The sequence below is a fragment of the Lentibacillus sp. JNUCC-1 genome (assembly GCF_009741735.1).
Classification (GTDB): Bacteria; Bacillota; Bacilli; order Bacillales; family Amphibacillaceae; genus Lentibacillus_B.
Window position 1 is genome coordinate 1,477,596 of the sequence record NZ_WHOH01000003.1, and the last position, 9,434, is coordinate 1,487,029.

A 9,434-nucleotide genomic window follows, 5' to 3' on the forward strand; every position below is an offset into this window, starting at 1 on the left:
ACCATTTGCTCGATATCTTGAAGTTATTCTTAAACTAATCCCTCTGCGACTATGTACAACAACCTATATTATACCAACAAATCCTTCAATACAACAGACAATCGAAACAAGATTGCACTCACTGCATAAAAAACTCCCGGATTAACCCGGGAGCTGAGTTGAATTATTTTTTTGTGAAACCAAACAAAATTGTAGGCAGGGCACTGAGCGGCAGAATCAACATCCAGTCCATTAATCCAAGCCCTGTGGTATGGAAAATCGGCTGCAATGGGGCCCAGTATATAACAACCAGCAAAAGCAGCACAGAAGATAACACAGCAAATACCAAGTACAAGTTGCCAAACGGGTTTCTTGCAAATATCGAATGGTCACTTCGGCAATCAAACACGTGGATCAACTGAGCCATAACCAGGGTTGTAAAGGCAACTGTTCTGGCATGAACGAGGTTATCAGCATCACTTTGATAAACAGATACAAACGCAATTAATGAAACAACCCCAATCAGTATGCCCCGGCTGATGATTTTAAAGGCAAGCCCTCTCGCAAATACCCCTTCTTTTGGGTGCCTGGGTCCGCGTTTCATTACATCCTTTTCTGCTTTATCAAGCCCTAGCGCCATTGCGGGCAACCCATCTGTAACAAGGTTGACCCATAATATTTGCACTGGCACGAGTGGCAGTGGCATAGCCATGAGCATGGCAAATAACATGACAAGAATTTCACCCACGTTTGAGGCCAGCAAGTAACGAATGAATTTACGAATGTTCTCGTATATATTCCGGCCTTCGTTGATAGCCTCTTTGATTGTTGCAAAGTTATCATCCATTAAAATAAGTGATGAAGCCTCTTTTGTTACATCTGTTCCGCTTTTCCCCATGCTGATTCCGATATTGCTCGCTTTAATCGCTGGAGCGTCATTTACCCCGTCTCCTGTCATTGCAACAATGTGCCCCCGTGCCTGAAAAGCCTCAACAATTTTCAATTTATGCTCTGGCGTGACTCGCGCAAATACATATACCTCATCGATTATTGCTTCCAAATCTCCAACTGACATTTGATTAAGGTCTGACCCTGTTAGCACCAATCCATCATCCGGAAGCAATCCGATATCATCAGCAATGGCACGAGCAGTCTGAGCATGATCGCCTGTGATCATTACTGTTTTAATTCCAGCTTCTTTACAATCTTTAACAGCTTGCTTTACTTCTTTTCGAGGGGGGTCCATCAAACCGTAGAGACCAATAAAGGTAAGATCTTTTTCAAGTAAGACATCATCCGGTGTTTCGTCTTTTGACAAAGGCTTAATTGCAATCGCAATTGTTCTTAAAGCTTTTATGGCCATGTGATTAACGGCTTCTTCAATCTGCTCTTGGTCTTTTGGCTTCAACAATTGTCTACTATCATTAACCATATGAAAAGCAGTTCTTGGCAAAATTACTTCCGGCGCACCTTTTGTTATCAAAAAACGCATCTGGTTCTTATCTTCCACAATCATACTCATCCGTTTTCTATCCGAGTCAAACGGTATTTCTTTTATAATTGTGTATTGTGCTTCCATGTCCTGCGTAAGGTGGCCTTTCCGTGCCGCTACTAGCAATGCACCGTCTGTAGGGTCCCCCTCTACAGTGTAAGCTCCCTTTTTAACTTTAAGGATAGCATTGTTGCACAGCATGCCATATAAGAGCATCGATTCCAGGTGTGAATGTGCCGGATTTAACTTTTGTTTCCCAGCGTAAAATGCACCATCTGTCTGATATCCATCTCCAGTCACTTGAATCGACTGGCCGTTCACATACATTTCTTTAACAGTCATTTTATTTTCAGTCATTGTGCCGGTTTTGTCAGAGCAAATAACTGAGGCACAACCAAGCGTTTCCACCGCAGACAGTTTTCTAACAATTGCCTTTTTCTTAATCATGCGCTGCACACCAAGTGATAAGGCAACAGTCACAATCGCCGGAAGACCTTCAGGAATTGCTGCTACTGCAAGTGATACCCCGGCCAGAAACATGTCATATATCTGGTGGCCTTGATAAATTCCAACAACGACAACCATAGCTGTCAGTAAAAGAGCCACAACGATCAGTATTTTACCGAGTTCACGAAGTTTATATTCCAGCGGGGTTATTGTTTGCTTGGTCTGCGCCATTAGTGAGGCGATCTGACCCATGACTGTACGCATTCCTGTCCCCACAACAATACCCATCCCGGACCCTCGTGTGACCATTGTACCCATAAAGCCCATGTTTACCTGATCTTGCGGATCCAGATTATCTTGATTGATCTTTGAGGCATGCTTGACAACCGGTAAGGACTCTCCAGTTAATGCTGATTCCTCTGTTTCCATGCTATTGGACTTGATGATTCGAATATCAGCTGGTATTCTATCGCCAGTCCCTATTTTAATGACATCACCAATCACAAGTTCACGTGAAGAGATCTGCTCCCATGCGCCATCTCTAAACACATGCGACATTGGCGCTGAAAGTTCTCTTAACTTATCAAGTGACTTTTCAGCTTTTTGTTCTTGAAAAAATCCGATAAAACCGTTAATTAACACAATGACCATGATCGCGATAGCATCGACATATTCACCAAGCAGACCAGCTACAAGAGTCGCAGCCAGCAAAACAAGCACCATAAAATCCTGAAATTGCTTCAGGAAAATCAACAGCTTGGATGTCTTTTGACTGGTTTGCAACTCATTCGGTCCGTATTGTTCACGTCTTGCTTTCACTTTTTTTTCGTTCAGACCTTTATGGGAGGCAACTTGGAGCTCCTGTTCAATTTGTTCAATATCCCGCTGATACCATTTCACATAGCATTCCTCCATGACCGCAATAGTGCGTGCATCTGTTTACATGTTTTAAACAAGCTTTCAAGTAATCCTATGCAGACTTGTCCGTAAAAATGCTATAATGACGTACAGAGGTGAATATTATGCCATTTGATGGAATCGTGACACGAGCAATCACTCAAGAATTGCAAACAAATCTTTTAACGGGAAAAATTAATAAAATTTATCAGCCAACTGCTACTGAACTCGTATTTACTGTCAGAGCGAACGGGAAAAACAATGCGCTCCTGCTTTCAATCCATCCCGCTTATGCCCGGATTCACTTAACAGAAGATCAATACACAAATCCAGCTGAGCCGCCGATGTTCTGTATGCTGCTGCGAAAACACCTGACTGGAGCCATTATTGAATCGATTGAACAACATGAGATGGAACGCGTCCTGACGATCACCCTTAAAGCACGAAATGAAATAGGTGATCAGACTTATAAAACGCTGATTGTAGAATTAATGGGGAAGCACAGTAACGTTATGCTGATTGACCGGGAAGAGGGCCATATTATAGATAGTCTCAAACATGTCCCCATGTCCCTGAACAGACACAGAACCATTCAGCCAGGTCACCAATATGTACTGCCTCCTCAACAAAATAAGCTTAATCCGCTAACGGTGGACGGGAAAACCTGTGTGAACAAACTGGACTTTAATGCAGGACGGATCGATCAGCAAATCGTCAATACGCTGTCCGGATTTTCACCGTTTTTTGCCAAAGAAATCGTTTCACGGGCAGGCTTGGGCAACCAGGAAAAATATGTGATGGTTATAGACAACATCCTTGACAGCATTGTAAATAATACCTATACACCTGCCATTTACATTGCTCAACGGGAAGACTTCCACGTCCTTCCCATCACTTACATCACTAACGGAAACCAAACATTTCCCAATGTGAGTGAAATGCTCGATGCATTCTATTCAGGTAAAGCAGAACGGGACAGGGTCAAACAGAAGGCGAAAGATCTCCATCGTTTTCTTCAGAATGAATTGAAAAAAAATCAACGCAAACTCAAAATTCATGCTGACACCCTAAAAAAAGCCGAGCGTGCTGATCATTTTCAAAAAATGGGAGAACTCTTGACAGCCCATATGCATCTTGTGCAGCAAGGTGATTCCTCTGTTACTGTTACGGACTATTATGATCCTGAGCAGGGACAAGTTGAGATAAAGTTGGATTCGCAAAAAACGCCGAGTGAAAATGCCCAACATTTCTTTAAACGATATCAAAAGCTAAAAACATCCCGAAAGAAGATGAAATCAGAAATTAAAAAAACTGAACGCGAACTGAATTATCTCGATCAATTGCTGCAACAGATCGAAACTGCGGGCGAAAACGATATAGAAGAGATTCGTGAAGAGCTGCGCGAACAAGGCTATTTAAAAAAACAAAAACGCGGCAAACAAAAGAACAAACCTGTCAAGCCTGTACCTGATGCGTATTATGCTTCTGATGGAACACTTCTCCTAGTCGGAAAAAATAATAAGCAAAATGAATATGCCACCACTAAGATGGCTCATCGAAACGACATCTGGCTGCACACCAAAGACATCCCAGGGTCACATGTTATTATCAGATCCAATGAGCCTTCGATGGAGACAATTGAAGAAGCAGCTTTGCTTGCAGCCTATTTCAGCAAATCCAGACAGTCTTCTTCGGTTCCAGTAGACTACACAGCTGTTAAACACGTTAAAAAACCAAACGGCGCAAAGCCAGGCTTCGTCACATACGACCAACAAAAAACCATATTTGTCACACCCGACGCAGCCACAGTTCAAAAAATGCACAACACAAAAAACGGGTGACTCTTAAGAGTCACCCGTTTTTTATTACCTTTAACTCATTGGCTTGGACGGTTCTGTCCACATATTCATCTAGGTCATTTAGACGCTAAAACCAAGCTCGGGAAAAACACGGAGACTTCAGCGGGAGGCTCAGCAGCGCCCGTGGAAAGCGGAGTGTTTTCACCGAGCGGTTGCCAGAAGCAGTTATAAAATCTACCTGATTAGTTCGTAGTTTACGGTAAGTGTGAATAGGTGGTTCTTGTTAGAAGCGATGGTTTTGAAGGGCTTTTATGAATGCTTGGACCTGGGGCAGTTCTGTGCCGCCTTTGTGGTAGCATACCCATGTATCCCGGGTGACGCGTTTGCCATCGATCATGAGCGGGATATTTGGGAATTCCTGTTGCATTCCTTCTGAGACACTCTCCGGCAAAACTGCCATACCTAGCCCTTGCTTCATCAGCTGTTTACATGTTTCAATCTGATCAACAGTAATCATACGCTGCGGCTTAATGGTTTGAGAATGCCGGTATAACCAATCATCTACAAGATCATGCATACTATCATCACTATTAAACGAAATTAACGGACGTTCTTTAACACCTTCGTCAGGAAACGGTTCTGTGTCAAAAATGTAAAGCGCATCATCAAAAAGATGATGGCAAATTGATTCTTTTAACTTCTCCCGCGGATTACACATACGTGATAATCCCTGTGATTTTGTTTAATATCCTCACTGATCCCAGTAACAAGATCAATTGTTACCTTTGGATACTCAGCCGTGAACCCCCCTAAAATAGCGGGCAGAAAACGTTGACTTACAAGCGAGGAACAAGCAATCGAAAGTGTTCCTTGGATCTGGTTTCTGGACTGCGACAGGTTTGCTTCAAGAGTTTGTTCACGTTTTATAACTTCTTGAGCATGTGCGAGAATCAATTCGCCGGCAGGGGTTGGTTGAAGTTTCTTCTGTGTACGAATAAAAATAATGGCATCAAAATGATCTTCAATCCACTTAAGGCGTTGTGTTACGGCAGGCTGAGAAATCAATATGGCTTTGGCCGTTCCGCGGATGGTTCCAATTTCGTTTAGTTTTAAGAGTAATAAGTAGTCATCAATTTTCATATTGTCCAATCCTTTATGTGATCTTTACTTCATTATACCATATATAACCTCACCAGCTGGGACTATAATGATGCACGCCAATCAATCAATCTGTCTTTTTGTACAACGTCAATGGCTCCTTCATTTTCAAGTAGTTCTATAAGGACATCGAAGTTGGTCAATGACTTGAATGTAAGTCCTGCCTCAGCAAAATTTTCTTTGGCCTGGGTAAGTCCGTAGCTGAATATGGCTAAAACGCCAAGAACATTCGCACCAGCCTCTTGTAAGGCTTTCGCAGATTGGATAGCGGAGTTGCCGGTGGAAATAAGGTCCTCGATCACTACCACACGTTGTCCCTGTGTTATCGGACCTTCAATTTGATTGCCTTTCCCATGTTCTTTTGGTTTAGAGCGCACATATACCATTGGGAGATGCAGCATGCCTGCCAGCCATGCTGCATGAGGGATCCCCGCTGTTGCACAGCCCGCGATGACTTCGGGATCAAAATCGAATGTTTTACACTCAAGACTAAAAGATTCGGCGATTTTATCTCTCAGGTCGGGATGCCCCATTGTGAGCCGGTTATCACAGTAGATTGGAGATTTCAGTCCAGATGTCCAGGTAAAATAATGATCTGGATTAATTTGAACAGCTTCTATGTTTAATAGTGCCTTGACAAGTTCAAAACGATTTTCCATTTTTCCACTCCTTCTCAATTCTCCTATAAGCTTCAAAAGGATTCTCAGCTTGTGTGACCGCACGGCCAACAACAAGCACATCCGCCCCCTTTTGACGTGCGATTTCAGGTGTGGCAATACGTGCCTGATCATCGGACGGACTATCCTTTAATCGGATTCCCGGGGTAACGGTCAAGCATTCTTTTCCAACAATAGATTTAATGCTTGCAGCTTCAGCAACCGAACAAACAACCCCATCAGCTCCATTTTGAAAGGCCAAATCCGTCAAAGAAATGACTTGATTCTCTATGTTCTGTGTAATATTAAGCTCGTTCTCTATCATCTCCTCAGTCATTGAAGTCAGAACAGTTACAGCCAACAGCTTTGGAATATTCGATGATTGGGAGCCTGTAGTTAATCCTTCCTTGGCTTTGTGAATCATAGCACTGCCGCCGCTTGCATGGATGGTAACCATATCCACTCCCAATGCTGCTACATTATGCATTGCCTTGTTTACGGTGGTAGGTATGTCATGCAGCTTGAGATCCAGAAATATAGGATGTCCATTCTCTTTTAAACGATAGACAACTTGAGCACCTTCTCTATAAAATAACTCCATACCAATTTTGACTGGGACACCTGTTAATTGGTGGTTGCGAATAAATTGTTCTGTTTCGGACCAATTCTTGAAATCAAGAGCCAGATAAATTGAGTTCATGGTGGTGCCCCTTTCCGATTGCATCTTGTACAGTTTCAAAGTGATAACGATCCAAAACGTCTGGTAGAGCATCAATTATTTCCGGGCATATAAACGGATTCGTGAAATGAGCTGTTCCAACTGCCACAGCACTTGCACCTGCAAGAAGAAATTCAAGCACATCCTCAGCCGTTTGAATGCCACCCATACCGATAATTGGGATTGAAACAGACTGTCTAACTTCATAGATCATGCGAATAGCGATGGGCTTAATGGCTGGACCTGATAAGCCCCCGGTTTTGTTAGCCAATAGCGGACGTCGTGTTTGCAAATTCATTTGCATACCTGTAAGCGTGTTAATCATTGATAACCCATCCGCTCCTGCGTCTTCTACTGCCCTTGCTATTTCTATAACATTTGTGACGTTTGGTGATAACTTAACGTAAACAGGTTTGTTGCTGCTCTCTTTTACCACTTCAGTTATTTTGGCAGCCATTAAAGGATCTGTTCCAAATTGAATGCCGCCTTCTTTGACATTAGGGCAAGATATATTTAATTCCAATGCTGAAACCGAATCTACTTCATTAAATGCACGGGCTACAGTTTCATATTCAAGGATTGTCTTGCCTGCGATATTGGCAATGATCTCTGTATCGAAGGATGACAAAAACGGCACTTCATTTTCGATAATGGCTTCTGCACCTGGGTTTTGAAGACCTATAGCATTCAACATACCCATCGACGTTTCAGCAACACGGGGGGTTGAGTTTCCAGGACGCCGATCGCCTGTTGCCGATTTCATAATAACAGCTCCAAGTTTAGACAAATCATAAAATTGTCCGTACTCCCTGCCAAATCCAAAACAGCCTGATGCAGGCATAATTGGATTTTTCAATGCTAAGCCAGGTAAATCAACTGATAAACGGCTCATAAGTACACCTCCTCTGCCGAAAACACTGGACCGTCCGTACAAATCTTGCGATAACCTCCGTCATGACTCGGAATCACGCATGCCATGCATGTCCCAACACCACATCCCATGCGTTCTTCAATCGACAGAAAACCTTTTGTATTTTGCATTGTTTTTTGAACCGCGCGCAGCATCTGAATAGGACCACATGAATAATAGCGATCAATATGTCCCAAGCCAGAAAGTTTATCGGTAACAAATCCTTTTTCACCATATGTTCCATCATTGGTCATAATAATGGTGTTACCAATTGTGTTAAACTCAGATTCATAGAATACGTGACTTTTCGATTGGTAACCTAGGACTGATGTAATTGAAACACCTTTTTTATAGAGCGTTTTGGCCAGGTAGTATAATGGCGGAATGCCGATACCGCCCCCAACTAACAGCACATCTTTGCCCTGGTGAACGTCTAGCGGAAACCCTTTGCCAAGCGGTCCAATCCCCCTGAGGATAGAACCAGCAGCTAAACAGGCAAGGGTCTTCGTACCTTGACCGTTTATTTTAAATAAAAGCGTTACAGTTTCTTTGACCTTATCAACATCAGCAATGGATAATGGTCTTGCCAGCATATGTCCTTCAAGAATGACGTGTAAAAACTGCCCAGGTTCTGCTTTTTGACTGATGTATCTATTGCTCATAATAAGTTCAAAAGTTTCATAGGCGACTTTCTTGAGAGAGAGAATTTCAAAGTCAGAAACATGCTTCTGATACTCAGTTGTTATGACTGACTGCTTCATTCTTTCCCTCCTCGTATACAATTTCGCCTTCCACCATGGTCCATAAGACTTTTCCTTCAACCTGCCAATTTGTAAAAGGAGTGTTTTTTCCCAATGATTCAAAATCAGCCGGATCAATTTGATAAGCGTGCTCAAGATCAACCAGTACCAGATCCGCAGCTGAATTTTCTTCAAGTCTGCCGTATGGAAGTCCAAAGACATCAGCTGGTTTACGGGTCATGCATGCCACCAATTCGCTGAGGGTCAAGATACCTCTTTTAACGAGATGGGTGTACATCAACGAAAAGCACGTTTCCAAACCAACAATCCCGAATGGAGCTTGCATAAATCCTAGCGCTTTCTCGTCTTCTGCATGTGGAGCATGGTCGGTAGCTATAAAGTCAATTGTTCCATCTTTCAAACCATCAATAAGGGCCTGGTGATCCTCGGGACTCCTTAGAGGGGGATTCATTTTAAAGTTGGCATCATCCGTTAATACATCTGTTTCGTTCAACAATAAATGATGAGGCGTCACTTCAGCAGTTACACGTATACCAGCTTTTTTAGCATCACGGATGACCCTGACTGATTCTTTCGTACTAACGTGGCACACATGGTAATGGCAGCCTGTTTTTTCA

At 42.8% G+C, this 9,434-nt stretch carries 9 protein-coding genes; 1 reads left to right on the forward strand and 8 read right to left on the reverse strand.

The genetic code is table 11. The features are described 5' to 3' along the window. Window positions 1–163: 163 nt before the first annotated feature. Entirely contained in the window at window positions 164–2,818 is a 2,655-nt protein-coding gene (locus JNUCC1_RS18075; protein ID WP_331713876.1) for a calcium-translocating P-type ATPase, SERCA-type, read from the reverse strand. 122 nt (window positions 2,819–2,940) lie between these two features. Between JNUCC1_RS18075 and JNUCC1_RS18080 the strand changes: the two genes are divergently transcribed. Beyond that, window positions 2,941–4,656 carry an Rqc2 family fibronectin-binding protein gene (locus JNUCC1_RS18080; protein ID WP_156647070.1) on the forward strand — a complete coding sequence of 572 codons (1,716 nt, stop codon included), beginning with the start codon at window positions 2,941–2,943 and terminating at the stop codon, window positions 4,654–4,656. A gap of 241 nt (window positions 4,657–4,897) precedes the next feature. On the opposite strand, the gene JNUCC1_RS19395 is transcribed toward JNUCC1_RS18080, so the two are convergent. The 7 genes from JNUCC1_RS19395 to JNUCC1_RS18110 form a co-directional block, all read right to left on the reverse strand. Beyond that, window positions 4,898–5,332 carry a substrate-binding domain-containing protein gene (locus JNUCC1_RS19395; protein WP_331713877.1) on the reverse strand — a complete coding sequence of 145 codons (435 nt, stop codon included), beginning with the start codon at window positions 5,330–5,332 and terminating at the stop codon, window positions 4,898–4,900. After that, window positions 5,308–5,754, reverse strand: a complete 447-nt coding sequence (locus JNUCC1_RS19400; RefSeq protein WP_331713878.1) for a LysR family transcriptional regulator — start codon at window positions 5,752–5,754, stop codon at window positions 5,308–5,310. Before JNUCC1_RS19400 ends, JNUCC1_RS19395 begins: the two co-directional genes overlap by 25 nt. Before the next feature lie 62 nt (window positions 5,755–5,816). Continuing rightward, window positions 5,817–6,431: an orotate phosphoribosyltransferase gene (gene pyrE, locus JNUCC1_RS18090; RefSeq protein WP_156647071.1), complete on the reverse strand. Its 615-nt coding sequence runs from the start codon at window positions 6,429–6,431 to the stop codon at window positions 5,817–5,819. After that, entirely contained in the window at window positions 6,415–7,128 is a 714-nt protein-coding gene (gene pyrF, locus JNUCC1_RS18095; RefSeq protein WP_156647072.1) for an orotidine-5'-phosphate decarboxylase, read from the reverse strand. Before pyrF ends, pyrE begins: the two co-directional genes overlap by 17 nt. Beyond that, on the reverse strand, window positions 7,103–8,038 hold the full coding sequence (locus tag JNUCC1_RS18100) for a dihydroorotate dehydrogenase (protein ID WP_156647073.1): 936 nt from the start codon (window positions 8,036–8,038) through the stop codon (window positions 7,103–7,105). Before JNUCC1_RS18100 ends, pyrF begins: the two co-directional genes overlap by 26 nt. Continuing rightward, on the reverse strand, window positions 8,035–8,817 hold the full coding sequence (locus JNUCC1_RS18105) for a dihydroorotate dehydrogenase electron transfer subunit (RefSeq protein WP_156647074.1): 783 nt from the start codon (window positions 8,815–8,817) through the stop codon (window positions 8,035–8,037). The genes JNUCC1_RS18100 and JNUCC1_RS18105 overlap by 4 nt, the downstream gene beginning before the upstream one ends. Continuing rightward, a partial coding sequence (locus JNUCC1_RS18110; RefSeq protein WP_156647075.1) for an amidohydrolase family protein occupies window positions 8,792–9,434 on the reverse strand: 643 nt, incomplete at its 5' end. The genes JNUCC1_RS18105 and JNUCC1_RS18110, both read right to left, overlap by 26 nt.

Bases quoted from the DNA above. Each gene is read 5' to 3' on its own strand.
- JNUCC1_RS18080 (WP_156647070.1), top strand. From the start codon at position 2,941: ATGCCATTTGATGGAATCGTGACACGAGCAATCACTCAAGAATTGCAA.
- pyrE (WP_156647071.1), bottom strand. From the start codon at position 6,431: ATGGAAAATCGTTTTGAACTTGTCAAGGCACTATTAAACATAGAAGCT.
- JNUCC1_RS19400 (WP_331713878.1), bottom strand. From the start codon at position 5,754: ATGAAAATTGATGACTACTTATTACTCTTAAAACTAAACGAAATTGGA.
- JNUCC1_RS18100 (WP_156647073.1), bottom strand. From the start codon at position 8,038: ATGAGCCGTTTATCAGTTGATTTACCTGGCTTAGCATTGAAAAATCCA.
- JNUCC1_RS19395 (WP_331713877.1), bottom strand. From the start codon at position 5,332: ATGTGTAATCCGCGGGAGAAGTTAAAAGAATCAATTTGCCATCATCTT.
- JNUCC1_RS18105 (WP_156647074.1), bottom strand. From the start codon at position 8,817: ATGAAGCAGTCAGTCATAACAACTGAGTATCAGAAGCATGTTTCTGAC.
- pyrF (WP_156647072.1), bottom strand. From the start codon at position 7,128: ATGAACTCAATTTATCTGGCTCTTGATTTCAAGAATTGGTCCGAAACA.